Source organism: Erythrobacter sp. S158, from assembly GCF_057364915.1.
Genome location: NZ_CP200279.1, coordinates 3,058,750 through 3,083,491 on the forward strand (window position 1 = coordinate 3,058,750; position 24,742 = coordinate 3,083,491).

General features: G+C 62.0%; 26 protein-coding genes and 1 tRNA gene. 17 read left to right on the forward strand and 10 right to left on the reverse strand.

Translation table 11 applies throughout. The features are described from left to right. Nucleotides 1–17: 17 nt before the first annotated feature. The 3 genes from AC0V6T_RS14995 to panC form a co-directional block, all read right to left on the reverse strand. A tRNA-Gly gene (locus AC0V6T_RS14995) sits at nucleotides 18–91 on the reverse strand. A 56-nt stretch (nucleotides 92–147) separates the two neighbouring features. Beyond that, entirely contained in the window at nucleotides 148–1,200 is a 1,053-nt protein-coding gene (locus tag AC0V6T_RS15000) for a DUF475 domain-containing protein (RefSeq protein ID WP_486128172.1), read from the reverse strand. A gap of 29 nt (nucleotides 1,201–1,229) precedes the next feature. Continuing rightward, entirely contained in the window at nucleotides 1,230–2,087 is an 858-nt protein-coding gene (gene panC, locus AC0V6T_RS15005; protein WP_486128174.1) for a pantoate--beta-alanine ligase, read from the reverse strand. 86 nt (nucleotides 2,088–2,173) lie between these two features. On the opposite strand from panC, the gene AC0V6T_RS15010 reads away from it, so the two are divergent. From AC0V6T_RS15010 to AC0V6T_RS15035, 6 genes are all read left to right on the forward strand, one after another. Further along, complete coding sequence (locus AC0V6T_RS15010; RefSeq protein WP_111990975.1) at nucleotides 2,174–2,986, forward strand: division plane positioning ATPase MipZ; 813 nt, start codon at nucleotides 2,174–2,176, stop codon at nucleotides 2,984–2,986. Nucleotides 2,987–2,989: 3 nt separating this feature from the next. After that, nucleotides 2,990–3,313: a J domain-containing protein gene (locus AC0V6T_RS15015; RefSeq protein ID WP_486128177.1), complete on the forward strand. Its 324-nt coding sequence runs from the start codon at nucleotides 2,990–2,992 to the stop codon at nucleotides 3,311–3,313. A gap of 61 nt (nucleotides 3,314–3,374) precedes the next feature. Further along, nucleotides 3,375–4,790, forward strand: a complete 1,416-nt coding sequence (gene pgmG / locus AC0V6T_RS15020; protein ID WP_486128179.1) for a phosphoglucomutase/phosphomannomutase PgmG — start codon at nucleotides 3,375–3,377, stop codon at nucleotides 4,788–4,790. Between the two features lie 14 nt (nucleotides 4,791–4,804). Continuing rightward, nucleotides 4,805–5,647: a DUF2059 domain-containing protein gene (locus AC0V6T_RS15025; protein ID WP_486128181.1), complete on the forward strand. Its 843-nt coding sequence runs from the start codon at nucleotides 4,805–4,807 to the stop codon at nucleotides 5,645–5,647. A 71-nt stretch (nucleotides 5,648–5,718) separates the two neighbouring features. After that, complete coding sequence (locus AC0V6T_RS15030) at nucleotides 5,719–8,220, forward strand: ligase-associated DNA damage response DEXH box helicase (protein WP_486128183.1); 2,502 nt, start codon at nucleotides 5,719–5,721, stop codon at nucleotides 8,218–8,220. A gap of 3 nt (nucleotides 8,221–8,223) precedes the next feature. Continuing rightward, entirely contained in the window at nucleotides 8,224–8,991 is a 768-nt protein-coding gene (locus AC0V6T_RS15035; RefSeq protein ID WP_486128185.1) for an aminoglycoside adenylyltransferase domain-containing protein, read from the forward strand. Between the two features lie 76 nt (nucleotides 8,992–9,067). Here AC0V6T_RS15035 and AC0V6T_RS15040 read toward each other — a convergent pair whose 3' ends face one another. From AC0V6T_RS15040 to AC0V6T_RS15055, 4 genes are all read right to left on the reverse strand, one after another. After that, on the reverse strand, nucleotides 9,068–9,505 hold the full coding sequence (locus tag AC0V6T_RS15040; protein ID WP_007165597.1) for an ExbD/TolR family protein: 438 nt from the start codon (nucleotides 9,503–9,505) through the stop codon (nucleotides 9,068–9,070). Between the two features lie 34 nt (nucleotides 9,506–9,539). Beyond that, complete coding sequence (locus AC0V6T_RS15045; protein WP_174214221.1) at nucleotides 9,540–10,076, reverse strand: ExbD/TolR family protein; 537 nt, start codon at nucleotides 10,074–10,076, stop codon at nucleotides 9,540–9,542. Between the two features lie 131 nt (nucleotides 10,077–10,207). Beyond that, nucleotides 10,208–11,005 carry a MotA/TolQ/ExbB proton channel family protein gene (locus tag AC0V6T_RS15050; RefSeq protein ID WP_486128188.1) on the reverse strand — a complete coding sequence of 266 codons (798 nt, stop codon included), beginning with the start codon at nucleotides 11,003–11,005 and terminating at the stop codon, nucleotides 10,208–10,210. 72 nt (nucleotides 11,006–11,077) lie between these two features. Next, nucleotides 11,078–11,746 (reverse strand): energy transducer TonB, encoded by a 669-nt coding sequence (locus AC0V6T_RS15055; protein WP_486128190.1) that lies wholly within the window; start codon nucleotides 11,744–11,746, stop codon nucleotides 11,078–11,080. Between the two features lie 485 nt (nucleotides 11,747–12,231). Between AC0V6T_RS15055 and AC0V6T_RS15060 the strand changes: the two genes are divergently transcribed. Together AC0V6T_RS15060 and AC0V6T_RS15065 are read left to right on the forward strand one after the other, a co-directional pair. Then, nucleotides 12,232–13,071, forward strand: a complete 840-nt coding sequence (locus AC0V6T_RS15060; RefSeq protein WP_486128191.1) for a hypothetical protein — start codon at nucleotides 12,232–12,234, stop codon at nucleotides 13,069–13,071. 120 nt (nucleotides 13,072–13,191) lie between these two features. After that, the gene (locus AC0V6T_RS15065) at nucleotides 13,192–14,517 is read left to right on the forward strand and encodes a homoserine dehydrogenase (protein WP_486128192.1); all 1,326 of its coding nucleotides are present in this window, start codon (nucleotides 13,192–13,194) and stop codon (nucleotides 14,515–14,517) included. Here the strand turns inward: AC0V6T_RS15065 and AC0V6T_RS15070 are convergent. Continuing rightward, nucleotides 14,501–15,145 (reverse strand): hypothetical protein, encoded by a 645-nt coding sequence (locus tag AC0V6T_RS15070; RefSeq protein ID WP_486128194.1) that lies wholly within the window; start codon nucleotides 15,143–15,145, stop codon nucleotides 14,501–14,503. The genes AC0V6T_RS15065 and AC0V6T_RS15070 overlap by 17 nt on opposite strands. Further along, nucleotides 15,142–15,870: a hypothetical protein gene (locus AC0V6T_RS15075; protein WP_486128196.1), complete on the reverse strand. Its 729-nt coding sequence runs from the start codon at nucleotides 15,868–15,870 to the stop codon at nucleotides 15,142–15,144. Before AC0V6T_RS15075 ends, AC0V6T_RS15070 begins: the two co-directional genes overlap by 4 nt. Here AC0V6T_RS15075 and glpX point away from each other — a divergent pair. Beyond that, a complete protein-coding gene (gene glpX / locus AC0V6T_RS15080) occupies nucleotides 15,869–16,909 on the forward strand; it encodes a class II fructose-bisphosphatase (protein ID WP_007165589.1) in 1,041 nt (346 codons plus the stop codon). The genes AC0V6T_RS15075 and glpX overlap by 2 nt on opposite strands. Before the next feature lie 73 nt (nucleotides 16,910–16,982). Beyond that, nucleotides 16,983–17,861, forward strand: a complete 879-nt coding sequence (locus AC0V6T_RS15085) for a TolB family protein (protein WP_486128198.1) — start codon at nucleotides 16,983–16,985, stop codon at nucleotides 17,859–17,861. Here the strand turns inward: AC0V6T_RS15085 and AC0V6T_RS15090 are convergent. Next, nucleotides 17,858–19,144: a patatin-like phospholipase family protein gene (locus AC0V6T_RS15090; protein ID WP_486128200.1), complete on the reverse strand. Its 1,287-nt coding sequence runs from the start codon at nucleotides 19,142–19,144 to the stop codon at nucleotides 17,858–17,860. The genes AC0V6T_RS15085 and AC0V6T_RS15090 overlap by 4 nt on opposite strands. A 182-nt stretch (nucleotides 19,145–19,326) precedes the next feature. Between AC0V6T_RS15090 and AC0V6T_RS15095 the strand changes: the two genes are divergently transcribed. The 7 genes from AC0V6T_RS15095 (at nucleotide 19,327) to rplT (ending at nucleotide 24,652) form a co-directional block, all read left to right on the forward strand. Next, nucleotides 19,327–20,262 carry a ribose-phosphate pyrophosphokinase gene (locus tag AC0V6T_RS15095; protein ID WP_007165586.1) on the forward strand — a complete coding sequence of 312 codons (936 nt, stop codon included), beginning with the start codon at nucleotides 19,327–19,329 and terminating at the stop codon, nucleotides 20,260–20,262. A 112-nt stretch (nucleotides 20,263–20,374) separates the two neighbouring features. After that, complete coding sequence (locus AC0V6T_RS15100; protein WP_486128202.1) at nucleotides 20,375–20,734, forward strand: ribose-phosphate pyrophosphokinase; 360 nt, start codon at nucleotides 20,375–20,377, stop codon at nucleotides 20,732–20,734. Between the two features lie 118 nt (nucleotides 20,735–20,852). Then, nucleotides 20,853–21,623, forward strand: a complete 771-nt coding sequence (gene hisN, locus AC0V6T_RS15105; protein ID WP_486128204.1) for a histidinol-phosphatase — start codon at nucleotides 20,853–20,855, stop codon at nucleotides 21,621–21,623. Nucleotides 21,624–22,097: 474 nt separating this feature from the next. After that, complete coding sequence (locus AC0V6T_RS15110; protein WP_486128206.1) at nucleotides 22,098–22,748, forward strand: hypothetical protein; 651 nt, start codon at nucleotides 22,098–22,100, stop codon at nucleotides 22,746–22,748. Between the two features lie 515 nt (nucleotides 22,749–23,263). Continuing rightward, the gene (locus AC0V6T_RS15115) at nucleotides 23,264–23,692 is read left to right on the forward strand and encodes a gamma-glutamylcyclotransferase family protein (protein ID WP_486128208.1); all 429 of its coding nucleotides are present in this window, start codon (nucleotides 23,264–23,266) and stop codon (nucleotides 23,690–23,692) included. A gap of 373 nt (nucleotides 23,693–24,065) precedes the next feature. Then, nucleotides 24,066–24,269: a 50S ribosomal protein L35 gene (gene rpmI, locus AC0V6T_RS15120; RefSeq protein ID WP_040464994.1), complete on the forward strand. Its 204-nt coding sequence runs from the start codon at nucleotides 24,066–24,068 to the stop codon at nucleotides 24,267–24,269. Between the two features lie 23 nt (nucleotides 24,270–24,292). Continuing rightward, nucleotides 24,293–24,652, forward strand: a complete 360-nt coding sequence (gene rplT / locus AC0V6T_RS15125; RefSeq protein ID WP_486128211.1) for a 50S ribosomal protein L20 — start codon at nucleotides 24,293–24,295, stop codon at nucleotides 24,650–24,652. The last annotated feature ends 90 nt before the right edge of the window (nucleotides 24,653–24,742 follow it).

The following is a 24,742-nucleotide window of genomic DNA, read 5'->3' on the forward strand; positions in this document are numbered from 1 at the left end:
TGTGCAAGGGCAAGCTCTGGAGCGGGTAAGGGGAATCGAACCCCTCTAGCCAGCTTGGAAGGCTGGAGCATTACCACTATGCTATACCCGCCCGCTTTCGAGGGAGCGCCATTGCCATTATAACGCGGCGCTCGTCAAGAAAATGCTTCAGCCAACAACTTCGCCCGTCGGCCCCCGAAGCTCTGCGCGGTTTGCGCGAACCGATGACCAGAAGGCGAGACCGATAAGGACCGCTCCGATCAGGCCGGTGATGACCTCGGGGATATGCGAGAAGGTGTTGATGTACATGATCGTCGCGAGCGCGAGGATCGCGTAGAACGCGCCGTGCTCAAGATAGCGGTACTCGCTCATCGTTCCCTTGCGCACGAGGAAGATCGTCATCGAACGCACGAACATGGCGCCAATGCCCAGGCCGATCGCGATGATGATGAGATTGTTGGTGAGCGCGAACGCGCCGATCACACCATCGAACGAAAAGCTCGCATCGAGCACTTCGAGATAAAGAAATGCGCCAAAACCCGCCTTGGCAACGTCGCCGGAGGACGGGGTGGGCGGCTCGAGCACGTGATTGACGATCTCGACCGCGAGATATGTCAGCAGGCCGCCAATTGCCGCGATGATGAAAGTAAGAGCGTCAGCGTCGGCAAGCATGGTCGATGTCGCCCAGGTGGCGGCGAGCACAAGCCCGATTGAGATCGCTTCGATATCGGCAACCTTGGCCAGCGGGCGTTCGATTGCGGCGATCCAGTTCAGCTCCTTGTCGGCATCGAAGAAGAACTTGAGCCCCACCATTCCCAGAAACGCGCCGCCAAAACCCATCAGGCCGATATGCGCGTCGCTGACGATGCGCTGGTATTCGGCCGGATCGCTCAGTGCGAGGCGCACCGCGTCAATCGGGCCGAGGCTGGCTGCGACCATCACGATCACGATCGGGAACACGATCCGCATTCCGAACACTGCAATGGCGATACCCCAGGTGAGGAATCGCTGCTGCCAGACGGGGTCCATGTCCTTGAGGATCGAGGCGTTTACGGCGGCGTTATCGAACGACAGCGACACTTCGAGCACGGCCAGAACCGCGCAGATCCAGAGGATCGACAGCATCCCGCCAATCGTGCCGTGCAGCGCCCAGCCATACCATCCGCCAAGCGCAAGGCAGACAGCAGTGAAGAGGAGCGATCCCCAGAAATGCTTCAACATCGCTAAATCATGTCCCTAGAGCGGATCACCTAGCCCACCGCCATGTTGTCGATGAGCCGCGTGCCGCCAATCCGTGCCGCGACAAGAAGCCGCGCTGCGGCGCCAGATAGGCCTGTCAGAGGCGCAAGGGAAGCGGCATCTGCAAGCACGGCATAATCGACGCTGCTGAAGCCTGCGCCCAGTAGTTCATCCTCAAGTGCATTCAGCGTCGGCTGCACTTCCTGCCCGTCCTCGATCCGGGCGATTGCCTCTTTCATCGCGCGCGGCAATGTCGCGGCGGCTTCGCGGTGCTGGGGCGAGAGGTAGCGGTTGCGGCTCGACATGGCGAGGCCATCGGGCTCGCGGACCGTGGGCACGCCGATGATCGAGAGGACGTATGGGTGAGTGAGGTCGAGGTCTCGCGCCATCGCTCGGATCACGGCAAGCTGCTGGAAATCCTTTTCGCCGAAGAAGGCGAGGTCAGGCTGCACCTGGTTGAAGAGCTTGTTCACCACCGTCGCGACCCCGTCGAAGTGGCCGGGACGATCAGCGCCGCACAGCCCCTCGCTCACCCCGCTCACCGATATGCTGGTGACGAAGCCGTCAGGATACATGGCTTCGACGTCCGGCGCCCACAAAAGCGCGCAGCCTTCGCCCTCGAGCATGGCGGCGTCTTCCTTCAATTGGCGGGGATAAGCGTCGAGGTCTTCATTTGGCCCGAACTGGGTGGGATTGACGAAAATGCTCGCAACGACATGGTCGCAAGCCTCGCGCGCGCGGCGCACCAGGGTCAAGTGCCCTTCATGCAGCGCGCCCATGGTCGGCACGAGGCCAATGGTCGCCCCGTCGCTGCCGCGCAGCTTTGCGACCTGCGTTCTCAACACATCGAGCGTATGTGCAGTTTGCACGCCTCAAGACCCTCCGATATTGTCAGCAGCGTCGCTTTACCCCTTGGCCGCCATTCGCCAAACCCCGCACTAGGAAATATCTCCCGATGTCTCGCAACACCGCTCACCGGATTGTCTTTGCCAATGAGAAGGGCGGCACCGGCAAATCGACCACGGCGGTGCATGTCGCGGTCGCGCTGTCCTATCTGGGCGCCCATGTGACGATGCTGGATCTCGATCCGCGCCAGCGCACGTCCCACCGGTATATGGAGAACCGCTTCCACACGATGCGGCGGCGCAAGATCAATCTGCCGACGCCTGCGTGCGAGGTGTTCCTGAAGGGCGACAGCGACCAGCTGATCGAGACGATCCACGCGCTTGAGGCCGATTGCGATTTTCTGGTGATCGACAATCCGGGCCGCGACGATCCGCTTGCGCGCACTGCGGTTGAACATGCCGACACTCTGGTGACGCCGATGAATGACAGCTTCGTCGATTTCGACCTTATCGGGCAGGTCGATGCGGAGAATTTCAAGGTCAAGAAACTCTCCTTCTTCGCAGAGCTGATCTGGGAACAACGCATGAAGCGCACCAAGACCGCGATCACCGAAAAGCGCCCTGAGATGGACTGGATCGTCGTGCGCAACCGCACCGGCTTTACCGAAGCGCGCAACATGGCGCGTATCGAGCGTGCGCTGAAGGAAATGTCGAAGCGCGTCGGGTTCCGCGTGGCTCACGGCCTGTCCGAGCGCGTGATCTTTCGTGAGCTGTTTCCGTCGGGCCTGACCCTGCTCGACAAGGGGCATCTGGGCGATCTCGGCACCAGCCACATCGTTGCGCGCCAGGAGCTGCGCACTCTGGTTCAGGCGCTCAAGCTTCCCGAATTTGCCCGCGCCGACAACCCGCTGGAGCCGGCCTGAGCCATGCTTTTGCGCATCGCGATCATCCTGATCCTGATCTGCATCCTGTGCCGCTGGGCGCTGGGTCGCTGGCCGTGGCAATATATGAGCTTGCAGCCCTCGCGCTCGCAGGTCGTCCTCAACGCGCGCAAGCTTCTGAATGTTGAGCAGGGGGCCAGCCGCGAAGAGATCATGGCAGCGCACAAGCGCAGGATTGCGATGGTCCACCCCGATCGCGGCGGCTCGAACGCAGAAGTGTACGAGGCCAACGATGCGCGCGATGTCCTGCTTGGCGAATTGCCGGCGGGCAAGGTCGAAACAATCCGCGATGACGCATCGGAAGATTGACACATTCGCGCGGCAAGCGCTTTGCTTACTTCAATACTTTCACACTCAAGGCTTTTGACAGATGAACCACCAATTCGATCCAACCGTACTGCGCGAATACGACATCCGCGGTATAATCGGCGAGACGCTGGGCCCGGATGATGCACGCGCAATCGGGCGCAGCTTCGGGACGTTGCTCGTGCGTGACGGCGGATCGACGGTGGCGGTTGGTTATGACGGGCGCGTCAGTTCGCCCATGCTCGAACACGCGCTGGTCGAAGGGCTCACCGCAAGCGGGTGCAACGTGGTGCGGATCGGCATGAGCGCGACCCCGATGCTGTATTTCGCCGAAGCCTCATCCGAAGAGGTACATGGCGGCATTCAGATAACTGGCAGCCACAATCCCCCCAATTACAATGGCTTCAAGATGGTCTTTCAGGGCCGTCCGTTTTTTGGGAGCGATATTCAAAAGCTCGGGGAACTGGCCGCGGCGGGCGACTGGACGGATGGTGCGGGGAGCGTCACGTCGCTCGACATTCTGGACGCCTATGTCGAGCGGATGCTCGCCGGGCTCGACGGGATCGACACCGCGGTCCTCTCCTCGCTCAAGGTTGGCTGGGACGCTGGCAACGGCGCTGCCGGCCCTGCGCTCGAGGCGCTGGCCGCGCGGCTTCCGGGGGAGCATCACCTCCTTTTCACCGAAGTCGACGGGCATTTTCCCAATCACCATCCTGATCCAACCGTTGAGGAGAATCTGGAGGATTTGCGCGCTCTCGTCGCTGAGAAGCGACTCGATTTCGGAGTGGCATTCGACGGCGACGGCGACCGCATCGGCGCGATCGACGGCGAGGGCCGGGTAATCTGGGGCGACCAGCTCCTGATGATCTACGCCGAGGACCTGCTCAAAACCCGCAAGGGTGCAACGATCATCGCCGATGTGAAGGCCTCGCGCGCGCTGTTCGATCACGTTGCCGAGCATGGCGGCGAGCCGCTGATGTGGAAGACCGGCCACTCGCTGATTAAGTCCAAAATGAAGGAGACAGGCTCGCCGCTCGCAGGTGAAATGAGCGGGCACGTCTTCTTTGCCGACACCTATTACGGCTTCGACGATGCGCTTTATGCCGGTGTCCGCCTGCTGGCGGCCTCGGCGCGGCTCGGGAAATCGGTGACTGAGCTCAAATCCGCGATCCCCGATATGCTCAACACGCCCGAGATGCGCTTCCAGGTCGACGAGGCGCGCAAGTTCCCCGCCATGGCCGAGATTTCCGAGCGTATGACCACCAATCCCGGAGCAGGCGTCGAAGAGGTCAACACCACTGACGGAGTGCGCGTGAACACCGCCGATGGCTGGTGGCTGCTGCGCGCGTCGAATACGCAGGACGTGCTGGTCGCGCGCGCCGAAAGCGACAGCGATGAGGGCCTTGAACGCCTGATCGCGCAGATCGACGAGCAATTGTCGCTCTCGGGCCTCGAGCGCGGCGAGAGTGTGGGTCACTAAGAAAGGGTCGAAGCATGTTGAAAGGTCTCGTATTCGCCACTCTGGCCAGCGTCACCGCGCTGACCGCGACACCGGCTCTTGCCGATGCTCACACCGACACATCCAACGGGGCGGTCGAGCGTGAGCTGAGCGCTATGGGCGAGCTCTTCGGAGACATGTTCGGGACTGCCGAACCGCTCACCGCAGACCAGGAAGCGCGCGTCCCGATGGCGCAGTCGGTGGTGCTCAAGCTCTTCCCCGAAGGCACCTATGCCAAGATGATGGACGAGACGATGGCGCCGATGATGGACTCGATGCTCGGCAGCATCACAGGCTCGCCCGCCATGTTGCTCCTCGAGCTCACCGGCCTTCCGCCAAGCGAATTGAGCAGCGTCGACGAAACGCGGCTAGAAGCAGCGGTCGATCTGCTCGACCCGAACGCCGAGGCCCGCAACGCCGAAATCGCGGGCATGACCATGAGCCTTATCAGCGACATCGTGGTCCAGATCGAGCCAAGCTACCGTGCGGGCCTCGCGCGCGCTTACGCGGTGCGGTTTACCGAGGCTGAGCTTTCCGAACTCGACGCCTATTTCGCAACGCCCGTTGGCAGCAAATATGCAGCGGAAAGCTTCCTGATTTTTGCTGACCCTCAGGTCATGTCGGCGATGAACCAGATGATGCCCGCTGTGATGGAAGCCATGCCGGCGATGATGGGCGACATCGGCGACATCGCGTCGCGCTACCCCAAGGGTCGGACCTTCTCGGATCTCTCGCCAGCAGAGCAGGACAAGCTTGCAACGCTCCTGGGTGTCTCGCTTGAGGACCTCGCTGCGAGCGAGCCTGCATCGCAGACTGCTCCGCCACCCAAGGGCAAGTAGCAATGACCGAAAAGGTCTGAGATTCTGCGCCCTTGTCGGCGGGGCGGTCGGTGGCCATCTTTGATGGCACAGTGACAAAGACCGCTCTCTCTCCCCGCGCCTCCAGCATCGCGGTTCCACCTGAGATTCAGGGCTGGTTCGACGCGCGCGGCTGGCGCATCCGGCGTCACCAGAGCGACATGCTCGCCAAGGCGCGCGACGGGCGCGATGCGTTGCTGGTGGCTGATACCGGCGCGGGCAAGACGCTGGCGGGCTTTTTGCCGACCCTGTGCGATTTCGCGCCTTCCAACGATGCCGCGCCGCCCGAAGGTCTGCACACGCTCTACGTCTCGCCGCTGAAAGCGCTCGCGCATGACGTGAAGCGCAACCTGCTCACCCCGATCGAGGAAATCGGGCTGCCGATCACGGTAGAGACGCGCAGCGGCGACACCTCCTCGGACCGTAAAAAGCGCCAGCGCACCAAGCCGCCTAACGTGCTTCTGACGACGCCGGAGAGCCTGTCGCTGCTGCTCTCTTACCCAGAAAGCTTCGAGCTGTTCGCCAGCCTCAAGCGGGTGGTGATTGACGAGATTCATGCTTTCGCAACAGGCAAGCGCGGCGACCTGTTGGCGCTCGCCCTCGCGCGGCTCCAGACCATTGCGCCGGGCATGCAGCGCGTCGCGCTTTCGGCAACGCTCGCCAATCCGCTCAGCTTTCAGGAATGGCTCGCCCCGCAGCCCGCCGATGATACCGGCGAAATTCACGCCGCCGATCTGGTGTTGGGCGAAGAGGGCGCCGAGCCCGAGGTCGAGATCCTGCTTCCCAACGAGGAGCGCGTGCCGTGGGGCGGGCATGCCGGGCGCTGGGCGGTCGGGCAGCTCATGGAAGCGATAAAGGCCAATCGCACAACGCTGGTCTTCACCAACACGCGCTTCCTTGCTGAATTCATCTTCCAGTGCCTGTGGGAGGAGAACGACGACAACCTGCCCATCGGCGTTCACCACGGGAGCCTTTCCAAAGAGGCACGGCGCAAGGTCGAGGATGCGATGGCGGCGGGCGAGCTGCGCGCTCTGGTCTGCACTGCGAGCCTCGATCTCGGCGTTGACTGGGGCGATATCGACCTCGTCGTCCAGATGGGCGCGCCCAAGGGCTCTTCGCGCCTGCTCCAGCGCATCGGGCGCGCGGGCCACCGGCTCGACACCGCGAGCCGCGCCATGCTCGTGCCCGGCAACCGTTTCGAATTTCTCGAAGCGATGGCGGCGAAGGACGCGGTCGATGAAGGCATGCGCGACGGTGAGGATTTCCGTGAAGGCGGGCTCGATGTGCTTGCGCAACACCTCATGGCCTGCGCCTGCGCCGGGCCATTTCACGAGGATGACATGCTCGCAAAATTGCGCAGCGCCCTGAGCTACGCGTGGCTCGATGCCGAGGGGCTGGGGCGCGTGCTGCGCTTTGTCGAAAACGGCGGCTATGCGCTGCGGGCTTATGACAAGTTCAAGCGGATCGTGCGCCAAAAAGACGGCACCTGGCGGCTCACTCATCCGAACCAGGCGCAGCGCCACCGGATGAATGCCGGGATCATCGTCGACTCTGAAATGCTGGTCGTGCGCTTCAGAAACGGGCGACAGCTGGGCAAGGTGGAGGAACGCTTCGCCGCGCAGCTTTCGCCGGGCGATACGTTCTTCTTCTCCGGGATGAGCCTCGAGGTCGAGAAGTTGCAGGACATGGACCTGATCGTGCGCGCCGCAAAGACCAGCGCGACGATCCCGAGCTATGGCGGCCTTCGCCTGCCGCTCACAACGCATCTGGCAACCCGCGTTCAGGCGATGCTAGACGATCGTGCGGGCTGGGGGCGCTTTCCCGACGATGTGCGCGAGTGGCTGGAAGTGCAGGATTATCGCAGCCGCCTGCCGAGGCCCGGAGAGCTGCTGGTCGAAAGCTTCCCTCACGCGAAGAAGCATTACACGACCTACTATACGTTCGAGGGATGGAACGCGAACCAGTCGCTCGGCATGCTTGTGACGCGGCGGATGGAGGATCGCGGCCTGATGCCGGGCGGCTTCGTCGCGAACGATTACTGCCTCGCGGTCTGGGGATTGAAGCCGGTGACCGACCCCAAGCCGCTGCTCTCTCCCGATATCCTTGCAGGCGAATTCACCGAATGGGTCACCGAAAGCCATCTGCTGCGCCGCGCATTCCGAGAGGTCGCCGTGATCAGCGGGCTGGTCGAGCGCCAGCATCCCGGCAAGCGCAAGACCGGAAAGCAGGTCACCTTCTCGACCGACCTGATTTACGATGTGCTCAAGAAGTACGAGCCCGACCACGTCCTGCTCGAAGCCGCATGGGCCGATGCGCGCGCGCGGATGACGGATGTGGGCAGGCTCGCCGACTTGCTTGAGCGTTCGCAACATGAATTGGTGCATGTGGAGCTGGAGCGGGTTTCGCCTTTGGCCGTGCCCGTCATGACCATGATCGGCCGCGAAGCTGTGCCTCAGGGCGCGGTCGATGATGAGCTGCTGCTCGAAGCCGAAAGCCTCGCGGGCGAAGCGATGCGGATCGACCCGCGCGAAGCCGAGATGCTCGAAGGGGATTAGCGGTTGGACAATCCCGCCAGGCTTTTCCCCGCAGGTTCGGCGATCCCCGCTTACCTCGAGAACGTGGTTAGTGTTCACCGCGAGATTCTCGGCGACGACCTGATCGCCCTCTACCTTCATGGATCTGTGGTTCAGGATGACTTCCAGGCCGGGTCGAGCGACCTCGATATCCTGGGTGTCGTGTCGGGGCCTTTGCGTCCCGCGCAGCGAGAGCGGCTTGCGGTGGGCCTCAGTCACGAGGCCTTGCCTGTACCAGCCTTTGGGCTGGAGCTGATCCTCTGCATTGCCGATGCGGTGCGCGCACCGGTCGAGGCGATGCCTTATGATTTCGCGCTATCGACCGGGGTGGAATGGGGCACTGCGGTCGAAGTGAACGGCACCACCAGCGATATTCTCGTCCATATGCAGCTGTGCCGACAGGCAGGTCTGGCGCTGGTGGGTCAGCCGCCGTGGGAAGTCCTTTCTCCGATAAAGATGTCGGCTTTGCGGGCCGCCCTCAAGGGAGAGCTGGTCTGGCACCGCAATGAGTTGCGCGGCGAGCCGAGCGGGCAGGGAATAGTCAATGCAGTTCTGAATGCAGCGCGGTCGCTCCATGCGGCCGAGACCGGAGAAATCGTCTCGAAGTCGGAGGGCGCGAGGTGTTGGCTCGAAGTTCATCCGAATGAGGAGGTCGTCGCCGAGGCATTGGGGTACAGGCACCGGGATAGGAGCGGCGCTCCTGCTCTCCGTTCGGCCCGAAACTTCGTGGAGTTCGCCATCGCTGCGCTTTAGGCCGAGCGCCCCTGCAACAAAAAAGGCGCCGCGGTTTCCCGCAGCGCCTTATCTCGTTGGCCTGTTTGGCGGGTGCTTACGAACCCGAGCCGAACTGGCGATACTTTTCGTTGCCGACAAAGCCGAACTTCGTCACGCCCGAGCTCTTGATGACCTGCAGCACCTTTGCTGAAAGGTCGTAGCTGGCGAGCGCTTCTGGCTCGAACTGCAGCTCTGGCTCGGTCGCCATCTGCGTCGTCTCTGCAAGCAGGGTGACCAGCTGGCCCTGATTCACGGCTTCGCCGTTCCACAGGATCTGGTCGTCCTGCGTCAGGACGAGCTTGTTCTTGATCGGGTCGATGATGACATCAGTCGGCGGCGGATCGCCCTGCGGAAGGTCGATATCGACCGAGTGCGTTGCCACCGGGATGGTGATGATGAACATGATCAGCAGAACGAGCAAAACGTCGATCAGCGGCGTCATGTTCATGTCGATCATCGGTTCGCCGTCGAGCTTGCCTCCGGACATACCCATGTCAGTTACTCCTTAATCGTGTGTCCCGACCGGCTTAGCCGTTCGGGTCGACCGGGTTCGAAATGAAACCGACGGTCGGATAGCCAGCGGCCTGGACCTGATAGATCGTGCCCGCAACACAGCGCCACGGTGCATTCGAGTCTGCACGGATGTGGACCTGCGGGATGGCGTCGGGATCGTCGATGATCGCCTCTGCACCGCCCGGATAAGCCTGCACGATGTTGTCGAGCTTGGTGAAGGCTGCGTCGTAAAGCTCTTCAGACGACATCGGGGTGATGTTGTTGAAGTAGACGCGGCATTCGCCGGTGCGCGTCGCGCCGGTAAAGCCCGAACGGATCGTGCCTGCGGTGCGACCCTCGGCGTCGGTCGTGCTCACGGTCAGCTGGAGGTTTTCCACCTTGTCTTTCGATTCAACCGATTCGAAGACCGGGATTTCCAACTGCTCAACCGTCTGGATGGCCACCGGAACCGCGATGAGGAAGATGATCAGGAGAACCAACATCACGTCCACCAGCGGCGTGGTGTTGATGTCGGACATCGGGGTTTCCCCGCCTCCCATCGAAATCGCCATTGTGAATTCCTTATCTGCTCAAAAGAGCGTTTCTACTGCCAAGGCACCTTTGCGCAGATGCCATTTGCGAACCAAGATCGTCGCAAGAGACGGGCCGGGGCAGACATCGCCGCCCACCCCGGCAATCGCCCTTACTTCTTGATCGAGGCCGAAGCGCCGCCAGCCGTGGTGGCCGGCTTCGCAGCAGGCTTGGCAGCCGGCTTCGCAGCCGCAGCGGTCACAGCCGGCTTAATCGAACCGTTCGAGCCGATATAGGCAACGATGTTGTTCGAGAAGTCGGTCATGAGAGCGTCGATGCGACGGTTGCGCGACTGCAGCCAGTTAAAGGCAAGCACAGCAGGCACAGCAACGAGCAGGCCGATTGCGGTCATGATCAGTGCTTCACCAACCGGACCTGCAACCTTGTCGATCGAGGCCGAACCTTCGATGCCGATGTTGATCAGTGCGCGGTAGATGCCGATCACGGTGCCGAGTAGACCGATGAACGGTGCGGTTGCGCCGACCGATGCGAGGAACGACAGACCGCCCGAAAGCGACTGGTTGATGGTGTTCTGCGAGTGAGCGAGCTCTTCCTCGACGAAGTGAACTTCCTGGCCTGCGCCTTCCATCTTGCCGTGGTGCTCCTGAGCGGTCACGGCGTCGTCGGCGAGCTGGCGCCACGCGCTGTTTTTCTCAAGCTTGGTCGCGCCTTCCTTAAGCGACGATGCACGCCAGAACGACTGACGAACGCTCTGGTACTGGCGCATCACCTTGTTCTGTTCGAACAGCTTGGTGAACAGGATGTAGAACGAACCGACCGACATGATGATCATGACGGCAAGGATCGACCAGGCGACGGGGCCGCCTTCTTCCATGGCTTTCCAGAAGCCGAATTCGTTGACGGGCGCTTCCGTGTCGGCGGCCGCAGCTGCGAGATAATAAAGGTTCATTGCGAGTAGTCCTCTTAAAAAGTGTCCCGAAGGTCCCGGCGCCTTCCAGCGGGCCGGGAGCCTCAAAATTCATCAGTTCAAACGATAGGTGATCCGGGTGGAGTAGGATCCCGTGGTCTCGTTACCAGCGGCGTCGAGTGCGGGGTTGAAGCGCGCATAGCGTTCCATCCCGCGACAGGCTGCATCATCGAGGATGCTCGACCCGCTCGAACCGGTGACCTGGCAATTCGTTGCGCGGCCGTCAGCAGTGACGGTGACGCGAACGCCCACGGTGCCCTCAATCTCTTCACGCAGAGCACGCGAAGGATAGTTTTCCTGGATCCGCGTCGCCCAGCGGCGTTCGTTGCGGGTCGTCGCTCCACGCGCCAGCGAAGGCGGCGGGGGCGGCGGCGGTGCAACCGGTGCAGGCGGCGGAATTGTAAGAGCCGGTGGTGCAGGCGGCGGAATCGTCGGCTGCGTTTGAATCGGTGGCGGTGCCGGCGCGATGTTAATCGGCGGCGGCGGAGCAACCGGAGGCGGCGGGGCCGTTTCCTGCGGGGGCTGCTCGGGCGGTGGTTCCTCGGGCTCCTCAGGGGGCTCGGGCTCCTCAATGTCGACCGTGGTGACGCGCTCAACCACTTCCTGCACTGCCGAGATGGCAAGGCCGGAAATGAGCAGGTACCCGATCAGCACATGGATCAACGCCACAATGATGATGGAAGTTACCTTACTTCCACCCATTTGTTGGTCAGCGTAGGCCATCCAGTCGCTTTCTCTCCGTTATTTCCGTCGGGCGGGGGCCCGACACAATTCTCGCACACCGGGCCTAATCCTCGTCGCAACCGATTCGCAAAGCATGCGAAAGGCCAGCGATGAGATCGACCCGGGATGCGAATCCCAGAATCTTAAATCTCGGTCGGTTCCCAGAATTTGCCCGCGACGCTCGTCAACCCAGTGAGCGCTCGTAAGGAATCCTGCTCCAACCATCCGCGTGCAGCGCCCGTTCCAAAAGGCACCACAACGCAGCCGAGTTTGCATCGATCTTGTCCCCAACCTCGATACAAGCTCCCCGCGCTTTAACGGTCAACACCTATGCAATCAAACGAATTTACGGTTCAGCGGTGATTCACTGGCGGCTGCGTCCAATGTGGTCTAGCCCGAAAAAATGTGATGCCGGGAAACAGGATTTGACCATGAGACGGCGCGTTAACGCGATTTTAACCAATAAATTCCGCAGGTTGCTTTTGATGCCGCTTGCTGCAACGGCGATTGCGCTGGGCTCAGCACCGGCATCTGCGCAGCAAACTGTCCCATCTCCGGTCACCGCTGCCGAAGCGGCGACCTATGCCGACCTCGTGGATCTGGCCGAGCGAAGCGATCTTGTCATCCGCGCCGAGATTCGCCGGCAGATCGAAGTGGAGCCTGAGCGCGCGCCTGGTCTCGCCCCCGGATTCGCGCGCCTGTATATTGAGGCGCGCACGCAGGCCCTCCTTGCCGGAACCAGCCCGCTGGGCGAATCTCTGGTCTATCTCGTGGACGTCCCCTTGAATGAGCGCGGCAAGCCGGAAAAGCTCAAGGACAAGGTCATGCTGCTGTTTGCCGACGCGGTCCCGGGCCGTCCCGGCTCGATCCAGCTCACCGGCAAGAATGCGCAGCTCGATTATTCGCCCGAGCTTGAGGCGCGTGTGCGTCCGATCCTGACTTCGCTGGTAGCTAACGATCGTCCGCCGCTTATCACCGGCATTCGCGACGCGCTTGCGGTGCGCGGGACGCTTGCCGGAGAATCGGAGACGCAGATCTTCTTGTCCACCGACAGCCGCTCGCCGGTGTCGATCACGGTCCTGCGCCGTCCGGGTCAGCGCCCGGCCTGGGGCGTTTCCTGGGGCGAGATCATCGATTCGAGCGCCCGCGCGCCCCAGCCGCGCACGCTGCGCTGGTATCGCATGGCTTGCGCGCTGCCGCAGCGCCTGCCTTCGGCTGCAAACCTCGCGCGAGATCCTGAAGAGCGCCGGCTGGCTGAGGCGGACTACGCCTTCGTGATGCAGGAACTGGGCCCGTGTGCGCGGGCGATTACCGAGGCCACCTGAACCTTGCTCGCAAAGCGGGGCTGCGATTTGCCGCTTGACGCGTGAGGCGCTGATTGCCAGCGCTGCATCCCGCTTATATTGCATCGCACAACGAAACTCCCGGCCCAAAGGAACCTGCGCTTGGCTACCAACGCGTCCACTTCATCGCCTCTGCGCATCGCCATCGCCGGGCTCGGCACGGTTGGCGTCGGGGTCATCCGGCTGCTCGGCACCAACCGCGACCTCATCGCTGCACGCGCTGGCCGTGCGATCGAAGTCGTCGCGGTGAGCGCGCGCGAGCGGCACAAGGATCGCGGCGTAGACACCGGCTCCTATGCTTGGGAAGACGATATGACGGCGCTTGGCGCGCGCGATGATGTCGATGTCGTGGTCGAACTTGTCGGCGGATCGGACGGGCCTGCGCTTGCTTTGTCCCGCGCGGCTCTCAAAGGCGGCAAGGGGCTGGTCACCGCAAACAAGGCGATGGTCGCGCATCATGGGCTTGAGCTTGCCGAGGCTGCCGAAGCTGCGGGCGCGCCGCTCAAATTCGAAGCGGCCGTTGCAGGCGGGATTCCGGTGGTGAAGGGCCTTCGCGAAGGCACCAGCGCCAACGCGCTCACCAAGGTCTACGGCATCCTCAACGGCACCTGCAATTATATCTTGTCCGAGATGGAAGAGACCGGAGCGGACTTTGCCGAAACGCTCGCCGAAGCGCAGGCGCTGGGTTATGCCGAGGCCGACCCGACCTTCGATATCGAGGGGATCGACGCCGCCCACAAGCTCGCAATTCTTGCAGCGATCGGGTTTGGCGCAAAGGTCGATTTCGCCAGCGTTTCCACCACCGGCATCGTCCAGGTGCGCGCTGCCGATATTGCGCAGGCCGATGCGCTCGGTTTCGTCATCCGCCTGATCGCGGAGGCCGATGTGCAGGACGAAGACGGTACGCCCAAGCTGCTACAACGCGTGCGCCCCTGCCTTGTCGCCAAGGGTCACCCCTTGAGCTCGGTCGATGGGCCCACCAACGCGGTTGTCGCGGAGGGCAATTTTTCGGGCCGCCTGCTGTTTCAGGGCGCGGGCGCCGGCGATGGACCGACCGCGAGCGCAGTGGTTGCCGACCTTATCGACATTGCGCGCTCTGAAGTGGGCGCACCGTTCTCGATGCCGGTCGATCAGCTGCAGGCGCTCGGCCCCGCACAGCCCGGCCACCGCACAGAGCGCACCTATCTGCGCTTTACCGTCAAGGACCGCCCCGGCGTACTCGCCGAGATCACCGCCGCGATGCGCGACGCCGATGTCTCGATCGAGAGCCTGATCCAGCAGGGGCGAGAGCATGGCGGCGGCGAAGTGCTGGTCGCGATGGTCACGCATGAAGGGCCAGAGGCGAACGTCACCAAGGCGCTCGCGCTGCTTGAAGGATCGGAAAGCCTGACCGGCGAGCCGCTGGTTCTGCCTATCCTGCCGGCCTAGCGTCGCCCTCTTCGCGCGACGGTTCATAGCGCGAGGGCGGCAGGCCCAGCTCCTGCTCCAGCAATGCGCGCGCTTCTTCGGTAGGCTCGCCATCCTCGCCGATGGGATTAAGCCCGCGCGCGATGCGTTCGGCATCGCTGCCTGCGGGCGGCGCAGGCAATGCCTCGACATCGATCATCACCGGATGCGGGCCAGGGCAGGGCGGAATGAAGCAGCCGGTGAGAACAATCGTCACGCCCGAACCGGCGAACGGATGGTGGGTGTTGTCGACGTCAGGCGCCTGCGGGTCGTTGATATAGGCGCTCTCACGAGCATAACGGTCGGCCCAGGCCTCTGCCGAGCCTGAATACCAGTTGCCCGGATCATCCCCGCGCTGGCGGCACACGATGATGTCGCCTGAGATTGCGCTCGCATCCACCTCTTCCTCGCACTCCCTGACATCGGTTTCCGATGGAGCAGGCGCGGCGACGGACTGAGGCGTGAGGTCGATCCGCTGCGGCGGCGATCTCGGTTCGCTAAAGCCCTCGTCATCGAGAGGGATCGGTACCCGTTCCTGCGCGGCAACGGGAAAGGCCCCAGGGAAGGCCAGCGCCAGTCCAGCTAGAAGGCTGAACCGGGCATGCCTCACTCGGGAACCGGCGGCGCTTCGAGGCCGAGCGCGCGGCGGCGTGCAGCGATTTCTTCGGGCGTGGGGTCAGGATCGCGGCCAAGCGGCGGGAGGCCGCGCGCGATCCGGTCAGCGTCCGATCCCTCGGGCGCTTCGGGCAGGGCCTCGACATCGATCATGAGCGCCGCTTCGGGCGGGCAGGGCGGAATGACGCACAACCCGCTGACCGTTGCAGGTCCGCTGAAGATGCCGCCGCCCGCAACATTGACGGGCTGCTCACCCTGCGTGCGCTGGGCGTAGCGTTGTTCCCATTCTTCCTTGTTCCACGAACCATCGGTTGCCTCGCCAAGCTGGCGGCACACGACGATCTCGCCCGCGATCCGGCCCGCATCGGCCTCTTCCTCGCAGTCTTCTTCAAGGAGGCGGTCCGATTCCTCGCGCGGGACCGTCACCGACAGGTCGAGCCGGAGCGGGCGGGGCGCGCGACGCGGGGTCGCGGCGCTATCGGGCGCGGCGTCTTCGGCATCAGCCTCGGGCTCAGTTTCGGCTTCCTGTGTCACCGGCTGGTCATCCTGCGCGGCCACAGGAGCAGCAAGCGCGATGCCCAATCCTGCTGCAACCCCGAAAAGGGTCGATTTTCGGGGAAGGCGGGCGGCATTGCTCGACAAATGCGGCTCCTCCTGTCTAAGCGCATTGCGTTTCGAAGCTGAGCCGATGACAAGGCGCAAGAGGACTGAATTTCGCATGAACACCCCTACTGACACAGATGTGCTGGCGGCAAAAGAGCCTGAAGATTCAAACGCGATCGACCGTGTTTTGGTCCTGGAGATGGTTCGCGTGACCGAGGCCGCTGCGGTCGCCGCAGCGCAGCTGATCGGACGCGGGGACGAGAAGGCCGCCGATGCCGCTGCGGTAGAAGCGATGCGCCGCGCTTTCGATACGCTTTACATGGATGGCACCGTCGTCATCGGCGAAGGCGAACGCGACGAAGCGCCGATGCTCTATATCGGCGAGAAGGTCGGCATGGGCGCAGATGGCGGCAAGGCTCCGAAGATCGACATCGCGCTCGACCCGCTCGAAGGCACCACCATCACCGCCAAGGCTGGCCCCAACGCGCTTGCCGTTCTGGCGGCAGCGGAGAAGGGCGATCTTCTCAATGCGCCCGACGTCTACATGGACAAGCTCGCGGTTGGCCCCGGCCTTCCTGCCGACGTGATCGACCTTGCGAAGTCTCCGACCGAGAACGTTCAAGCGGTTGCGGCAGCCAAGGGCGTCGAGCCGAGCGCGATCAATGTCTGCGTCCTCGACCGCCCGCGCCATGCCGACCTCATCGCAGAGCTGCGCGCGCTCGGTTGCGGCGTTTACCTGATCGGCGATGGCGACGTTGCAGGCGTGATCGCCGTGACCGACCAGGACACCGGGATCGACATGTATATGGGCCAGGGCGGAGCCCCCGAAGGCGTGTTGGCCGCGGCTGCGCTTCGCTGTGTCGGCGGACAGTTCAATGGCCGCCTCGTCTTCCGCAACGACGATGAAAAGGCGCGCGCGAAGAAGTGGGGCATCGAGGACCTGGGTCGCATCTACAAGCTCGACGATCTCGCCAAGGGCGATTGCATCTTTGCAGCCACCGGCGTGACCGACGGCTCGCTGCTCGACGGCGTGAAGAAGCGCCGCAAGTCAACCGGCGCAACGATCATGACCACCGAAAGCGTCGTGATGCGCGCTTCGTCAGGCACTGTAAGGTGGATCAAGGGCGAGCACCGCATCACTCCGCACCGGAGTTGAGGGGCGGCTCGCCGCTAAACCATTGCTGACCCAGCCAAAACGCGCAGGCTGACCTTTGAACAAGGGGGCAAGCATGCTTTGGCTTTTTGGACCGGTTATCCTCACGGCGGCGAGCGCGCAGGGCGCCGCCTCCGACGATGCTCCCATCCCGCCCACGGAGCCCGAAGTGCTGGGCGCTGGAACGGTCTCGCAAGAGGGTCGCTACGAGTTCTGCTCGACCATGTCGCGCGACCGACGCACGGTCACTATCGGGATCGAGCATGGCGAGTGGCAGTCGATGGAGGCGTGGCACTGGGAGGACGGTGAGTGGACCGGGCCTCAGCATATTCTCGGCACGCCCGAATACACCGCGCAGGACCCCTATCTCAGCGAGGACGAGGCGCGGCTCTATTTCATTACGCGGGTGCGCGGTGACGCGGATATCGGCTATCTTACGCGCAACGCCGTGGGTGATTGGGCGGACCCGGTCCTGCTCGATGCGCCCATCAACGGACCTGGAAACGACTACTTCGTCTCGATCACGCGTTCGGGCGAGGTCTACTGGTCATCCGACCGCGCAAATGACGAGGGCGGGTATGACATCTACTCGGCCAACCTTGCGGACAGCGCCGAGGATAACGCGGCACGCCTTCCATCGCCCGTCAACACGCGCGCCTATGAAGGCGATCCCTATATCGATCCGGAAGGTCGCTACCTGATCTTCGCATCAAGCCGCCGCCGGGGGCTGGGGCGGGGCGACCTCTACCTATCCTTGCCCGACGGAGAGGGCGGCTGGTCTTATCCGATCGCATTCGATGAGCGGGTGAACACGCCGGGCCATGAGTTGTGCCCATTGGTGACGCTCGACGGATCGGCGCTGCTTTTCACGAGCAATGAGGACATTCGGTGGGTGTCGACAACCATCATCGACGAGATGATTGCAGAGCACTCCGAAGCGTCGGCTGAACGCTAGCGCGGCTGCTCGTCCCACTCGGCCTCTCTGGCACGATCACGTCCATACTCGATCAGGCAGCGCATGAAGCAGCGGTGAAATTCGACCGGGTCGTCCTGTGCATCGTCGATGCTGCGCCATTCTTCGCAGGTCTTGGGCCCCTGATCCTCGAAATCGGGGATCGAATAGCGACGATGCGGATCGCTCAAATCCCCGTTGCGGATGCGCGCGAAAAAGAATGGCAGGTTATCGTTGAGAGCCCGCTCGCGGGCGCGGTCAACCGATAGTCGCCTAATCTGGTTTTCGAACAGTTCGAGCGTGCGCACCGCAAGGTCCAGCACCTCCCAGTCCTTGCGCTGGCCGAACAAGGCCCGCTCGGGCGTGCAGTCGTCTGGATCGACCTTCTGACACTCTTCGCGCGAATCCCCCGACGCGTTGAGGATCAGGTAAAGCGCGTGGCGGTCTCCCGTGCGGACAGGCACATTCACAGGAGAAGGGCGCAGCACTTCGCTGAACCGGTCGTCGAAGACGGCGTAGCGCACGCCGCCGTCAATATACATGCGGTTGTCGATGAAGGACGGGCGCGCGCCCGGCGGGACGATGGATGAGGCGACGAGCGCCTCGATGTAGCAGTCCTTGTGACGATCGCGATCGGCCTTGGTTTTGGCGTTGGCATAGTCGAGTGCGATCTTGGTCATGTCGAACGCGACCGCAACGCCGAGGTCCACATCGGTCGCGCCGGCGAGCAGGTAAGAGCGGTTATCGGGATCGCGGTAACGGTCCGCCACCTCTCTCAAGACCTCGTCGGTCATGATCTCGTCCAGCCGATCGCGCAGCGGGATGAGGTCCGAGATCGCACCTTTGGTCAGCAGCTTGTAGATAGCCTTGAAACTGAACCCGTCATCGATATCCGAGCCATCGACATAGGTGACGAGCAGGCGGCCCTCGTCGTCGATGGTGTAGCCGTTTACGGAAATCTCCGGCCGCCCGATGAAAGCGCCGGTCGATTGCAGCGCTCCGGTGCTGATCCCGGTGACGAGCCTGAAATTCGGCATGGTGCCGCTCTTGTGCCAGCCATCGAGAAAGCCGACCCCGAACGCCCCGTTCTGGCTGCCGCCCGAAAGGAGCAGCATGTTTCCGGGATTTTCCGCGATGACACTGCTGAGGGGCCGTTCGCCCGGCAAGGATGTCTCGAGCGAATAGCGCGTTATATTGCACAGCTTGTCCTGCGGCGTGAACTCCGGCGTGTGCGAGCATGCGCCGAGGAAAATCAGCGCGAGGAATGCGACCCAAAAAGACTTCATGAAACGACCCCCATTTGCATAAGCTCCCTTGGACTGACACCAAAAAAGCGCGGATGCAAACAGGAGCGCGGCAAACACGCATTCGGGCAATCTGACGACAACGCAGACGCATGTGTTGCAATTGCATGACGCTTGGCTAGGCGTGGCGGGACAGCAGCACACCTCGTCGGGGATTCGCATTCATGAAAATCATGTCGGGCAATTCGAACCTGCCGCTTGCGCGCGCGATTGCGGCCTATCTCGAAATCCCGCTGACCGATGCGAGCGTTCGCCGGTTTGCCGATGAAGAGATCTTCGTCGAAATCCATGAAAACGTGCGCGGCGAAGACGTCTTCCTCGTCCAGCCGACCGGCTATCCGGCGAATGACAATCTCATGGAATTGCTGATCTGCATCGACGCGCTGCGGCGTGCATCGGCCAAGCGGATTACCGCGGTGATCCCTTACTTTGGCTATGCGCGTCAGGACCGGAAGCCCGGCCCGCGCACGCCGATCTCGGCCAAGCTCGTGGCCAATCTCATCACGGAGGCCGGCGCTGACCGCGTCCTTGCGGTGGACCTGCACGCAGGGCAGATCCAGGGCTTTTTCGATATCCCGACCGACAACCTCTATGCAGCGCCCGTTATGGCCGCCGATATCCAGGCGCGTTATGGCGACCAGGACCTGATGGTGGTGTCGCCCGATGTCGGCGGCGTGGTGCGCGCCCGTGCGCTTGCCAAGCGGCTCGACAACGCCCCGCTCGCCATCGTCGACAAGCGCCGCGACCGTCCCGGCGAGAGCGAGGTCATGAACATCATCGGCGATGTCGAGGGTCGGCACTGCATCATGATCGACGACATCGTCGATTCTGGCGGGACGCTGTGCAACGCAGCCGACGCGCTGCTTGAGGGCGGAGCGAAGTCGGTTGCCGCATACATCACCCACGGCGTCCTTTCGGGCGGCGCGGTGGCGCGCATCGATGGGTCGCAGCTGAAGGAACTGGTGATCTCCGATTCAATCCGTCCGACCGAAGCGGCGGAAGCTTCGGAGAAGATTCGCATTCTGACGATGGCCCCGCTGGTAGGCGAAGCGATCCGCCGGATTGCAGACGAAAGTTCGGTTAGCAGTTTGTTTGACTGATGGAACCGGTCGCAACGCGACCGCAAGGCCGACCGGCCGCCCGCAGCGACGCGATCTTTGATCGCATGAGCGAGGAAGTCGCGCGCCCGGATGGGCGTGCGCAAGAACAATAGTGTTCGACAAGGCTGAAGTTCGCGAACTCCTCATTGGCGCTGCCCGCGCAGGAAACGCGCTGACCTATTCGCAAATGCTCGGCCTGCTCGGCTACCGCTTCACGCGGCCCAAGATGCGTGCGCTGTGCAAGGTGCTCGACGCGATTGATCAGGACGGACGCGTGGCGGGGGAGCCTGACCTTGCGGTCCTCGTGGTGCGCCAGTCCGACGGGCTTCCGGGCCAAGGCTGGTTCGTCGCCCGCTCGCACCTGGCTGAGACCATGAAAGGCACATGGCCGCTCGACTGGGAGGGGGCGGAAGCGAAGGCCTATGTCAAATTGCACCAAGAACAGGCTTTCGATTTCTGGCAGGCGCGTTAGTACGCGCGTGCCAAGCCACCCGCTCCCTCCACCCTTCCACCCGGATCGTGACCCGGAGTGATAATCCGGGTGGAAGGGTGGAGGGAGCGGGTGGCCCCGGACCTTCAAAGAGAGCCCCATGACTCCAGCCGACCTCCAACTCGCCAACCGCCTTGCCGATGCTGCGGGCGCTGCCATCCGTCCCCTGTTCCGCGGCGAATGGGCCGAAGAGCGCAAGGAAGACCGCTCCTTCGTCACCGAGGCCGACCGCGCAGCCGAAGCCGCGATGCGCCAGATCATTGAGGCCGAACACCCCGACGACGGCATCATTGGCGAGGAATACGGCACCCGCAACGAGGGCGCAGGGCGGCAATGGGTGCTCGACCCGATTGACGGCACGACCAGCTTCATCGCCGGTCGCCCGATCTTCGGCACGCTGATCGCACTCCTTCAGGACGGCTGGCCCGTCCTCGGCGTCATCGACCAGCCGATTGCGAAAGAGCGCTGGGTCGGGCGGATCGGGGAGGGCACGACCTTCAACGGCAAGCCTGCCATGGTTCGCCCATGCAAGGACTTCTCCGACGCGGTGCTCGGCACCACCACCCCGCACCAGTTCGCAGGCGACGATGTCGATGCCTTCATGGGCGTCGCCAAGGCGGTCGCCGAGCGCAAGATCATCTATGGCGGCGACTGCTACAATTACGGCCTCGTCGCATCCGGCCACGTCGATGTCGTGATCGAAGCAGGCCTCAAAATCCACGACTTCGCCGCGCTCGTCCCCGTGGTCGAAGGCGCTGGCGGCACGATGAGCGACTGGCAGGGCAACCCATTGGATGCCGACAGCGACGGGCGCGTCATCGCCCTTGGGGACCCAGCACGGCTTGAGGACGTTCTTGAAGCGATGGGGTGAAGTCTGGAATTCTGACTTTTCCACAGGAGGTAAACAGGTCAACCCTCTGATTTCGTTAGAGCGAATCAAAAATGGGACGAAATGGTTTGTTACGGGATTCCCTTGGTCAGGCTCAGGTGCCATCTTGTGGGAATGTGGTGTCGGCATTGTTGCCAAATGAGTTGGGTCGCGTTATGGCACGCCGCTTTTTGGGGGTGATTCGCCTCTGTGGCTCTCAGTGAGCCGATGGGGTTGTAGGCTAGCTAATGAATGATGCTCTGAGATATCTAACTGGTCGCGGTCGTGATCCAAGGTACGGCTTTGGCGGAAGCATGCGTCATTCTGCTTTGCAGGTGGCTGCGCGTTTGTGGCGTGGCAACGTTCTGGCTCAGTTCGCTCGGAGGCAGCTTGGTCGCCCATCGGTCATCGACTCTCCCATATTTAAAGAGCTGGATTGACCCCGCGCTGGGGGCACTTGGGGGGGTCGCTTTCTCAATGCGTGAAACGGTTTTGCTCAGGCCGATTGAGGCCACTCCGCTGGACGTCGGAGAGCAGATCGGCAAGGCTGTTGCATTCTGGGACCAGACGGAAGGCCTGCTTAAGCGTGCGGAACAGATCAACGGCGCAATGGTCGGCCCTGCGGTTTCCGAACTGCGCTATGCTGGCCGGAAGCTAATTGATTTCGTTCGTGAAACATCTGCATCAGCTGACGCAGATAAGAGGCGCAGTCATCTGGAAGACTTTCTTCAATGTTGCGTCAGAGCTAGGCATGATGCTGTCGATGCGATGTTCAGCTATATTGTACTTTATCTAGAAGAACTCGAAGATCGCGTTGATTCCGATCTGATCGCGGTTCAATTCCCAAAGTATAAAGTGCTGAAATACGACCTAAAGAAGGCTATGATAAAAATCGCGGCATCTCGCGCTGACCGTGATCAGCGGAACAAAATTTACGAGGATATCGTAACGGCTGGTATCGAGAGAACCGTGAAAACCTTCGAAGGCCTGAGGTATATGGAGGACGAGCTATTTGCAGCACAAGTTAAGCGGAACAGAACGAGGCATCTCGTAGGATGGGCGATGTCATTTTCTGTCTCGGTGCTTGCGATAGCCATTTTAGCGCTCTTGGTGGTCTTAGCCACTTAGCGACCAGCCACCTCGATGCGTCTTATGTTCTATCTTGTTTTCGTTCTTGTGGCTGCGCCATTTGAGGCATGGACCCTGTTGGGAATTGGGTGGGGGCTCGGCGATAACGAGTTGATGATGAGGCCATATTCCAATGGTTTGCTATTTTTGGCCTCACTCATATTCTTTTGCGAGACTCTTTTTCGCATGAGCTTTGAATGGGCCGATGTGATGAGGGGAGATCGGAGTCGCTTGGCAACTTGGTTCTACCAAGCAGTATTTGGAGCTGTTCTAGTGGGGGCTATCATTACCGGCTTCTTTTACGTTGTAGGCCAGCTTAGAGCTGCCAATGGTGGGCCAATCATTGATCCGACAGGTACGTATCAAAGATGGGTTCTCACCGCGGCTATCATATCATCCTTGCTATCATTCGTTTGGGAGGATCGGAAAAGCAACCAGACCCGGCGACGGTCAAAGATTGAGCCACTGAGTTACTGAGCTTGAATGACTGATCCCAAGAACCGAAGTCGCGGATTATGATCCGTACCAAACATCTCTTCTTCTACGGCGTTTTGCAGGATGGGCTTGGTCCCGGCGGGCAGGACTGGCCCTTTTTGAAGGGTCTCGGGCTCGGGGCGAAGGCCACCGTGCACGGGTCGCTGTTCGCCATTCCCGACGAACACGGCTGGTATCCTGCGCTCATCCCCACGCAGGCGCGGCTTTCCTCGGTGGTGCAGGGCACGATCCACGATGCAAGCGGGGTGGATATCGCGGCAATCGATGCGTTCGAGGGGCCCAATTACACCCGCCAGCCCATGCCGGTCGATGGCTGGGACGGATATGGCGAGACACATGCCGAAACATATGTCTGGACCGCCGAGCTGCCCGAGGGAGCAGAGGTGATTGTGAGCGGCGATTTCAAACTGTGGCTTGAGACGACGGGACGCAAACCCTTCACCGGCTGAGCCTTCGCAGCGTTTTCCTACAGCGCTGCGGGCCGCTATGTTCGCTCGCGCTCTTTCCCATCGTCGGCCAGCCTTCAGCTTACACAAACGGGGTGATTTTTTATGAGCGCGAAGGTGACACTTTTCGCACTCTAAGTGACGGTTCTCGCCCCAAGGTGACGGTTTGACAGCACCAGAGTGACAGGTGAGCAGTTTTGGCCCTGAACCGTGTAACATGCGGTCCACTTCTCGCCTGCAGGACCCCCTCACAACGCTTGCAATCCTGCGCCAAAACGCTAAATGGCGCGTCTTCAACGACACGAATCAAGCGACCGGCCTGGCTGAAAGGGCTGCCAGGGCTGGTTTGACGTGTCTCTGATCAAAGGAGATGAAAATGCCCAAGCTTAAGACCAAGAGCGGTGTGAAGAAACGCTTCAAGATCACCGCCAACGGCAAGGTCAAGCACGGTGTTGCTGGTAAGCGCCACCGCCTGATCAGCCACAATGCGAAGTACATCCGCCAGAACCGCGGCACCACTGTCCTGTCCGAACACGACACGAAGACGGTGAAGAAATGGGCCCCTTACGGGCTCGACTGATCGCGATCTAAGGAGAAACTGATATGCCTCGCATCAAACGCGGCGTTACCACGCGCGCCAAGCACAAGCGTCTGCTCGATCAAGCCAAGGGCTATCGCGGTCGTCGCAAGAACACCATCCGTATCGCTCGTCAGGCCGTCGAAAAGGCCGGCCAGTACGCCTACCGCGATCGCCGCATCAAGAAGCGCAACTTCCGCGCTCTGTGGATCCAGCGCATCAACGCGGCGGTCCGCGCTGAAGGCCTGACCTACTCGCAGTTCATGCACGGCGTGAAGCTTGCCGGGATCGAGCTCGACCGCAAGGTCATGGCCGACCTCGCCATGAACGAAGAAGCGGCGTTCAAGACGATCATCGCTCAGGCGAAGGAAGCACTTCCCGCCTAAGCAGCATTGATCTGCTGACACCTCAAAAAGGGCTCCGGTGCAGGTCATGCACCGGGGCCCTTTTGCGTTGGAAGTAGGCGTTCGGCGCCC